At 59.7% G+C, this 949-nt stretch carries 1 protein-coding gene; it reads left to right on the top strand.

The features are described from left to right. Positions 1-61: 61 nt before the first annotated feature. Positions 62-949 (top strand): IS110 family transposase (locus QJT78_RS51615; protein WP_049808158.1); only part of this gene is annotated, 888 nt, incomplete at its 3' end.

Here is a 949-nt window from a genome sequence, read left to right as displayed (position 1 = left end):
GCCTCTCATCCCCACGGTTCTATGGCGCTCCGGCGTCATAGCTAGATGAGAGGAAAGTCTGATGAATCTTCCCATTCGTATCGGTATGGATACTTCCAAGTCGGTCTTCCAGCTTCACGGTGTTGACGAGAACGAGGCGGTAGTTGTCCGGCGGCAGTTTCGACGAGCCGAGATGATCCGCTACTTCGAGCGCCTTCCGCCGGTCCTCGTCGCCATCGAGTCCTGCGGCAGTTCGCATCACTGGGCGCGCCTGCTGCAGTCGTTTGGTCATGAAGTGAAGCTGATCCCGCCCCAATATGTGAAGGCTTACGTAAAGCGCGGCAAGAACGACGCGGCCGATGCCGAGGCGCTGTGCGAGGCGGTCACCCGGCCGAGTATGCGGTTTGTACCGGTGAAGTCAAAAGAACGGCAAGCGGCCTGCATGTTGATGACCGTGCGGGAACGCCTGGTCAGCGTGAAGTCCCAGCTTTCTAATGCCTTCAGGAGTTATGCGGCTGAGTTTGGCATCGTTGGCCCCGCCGGTCGGCAGAACGTCACGGCTCTTATCAAGCGGGTGCTCGAGGATGACAACTTACCGGAAATGGCGCGGGATCTCTTCCGCCTTCAAGCGGAGGAGTATGCCGCGGTCGAAGCCCGCCTGGCAAAGATCGAAGCCAAGCTGATGAAGTGGCATCGTGAGGATGATGTCAGCAGGCGGATCGCGACGATTCCCGGCGTCGGTCCGATTGGGTCGTCCATGCTAAGCATGAAGGCGCCCCCGCCGGAGACGTTCAGATCAGGCCGCGACTTCGCGGCTTGGCTCGGACTGACACCCAAGGATCACTCAACTGGCGGCCGGCAACGATATGGCGGTATCACAAAGGCCGGAGATTCAATGCTCCGATCGACGTTGATTGTCGGCGCGACCGCGCTGCTGAGGCACATTCGAAAGGGCCGTCATAAGCCGACA

This window comes from Bradyrhizobium sp. Mp27, assembly GCF_029953005.1.
GTDB classification, from domain to species: Bacteria; Pseudomonadota; Alphaproteobacteria; order Rhizobiales; family Xanthobacteraceae; genus Bradyrhizobium; species Bradyrhizobium barranii.
This window is presented reverse-complemented; position numbering and strand designations above follow the sequence as displayed.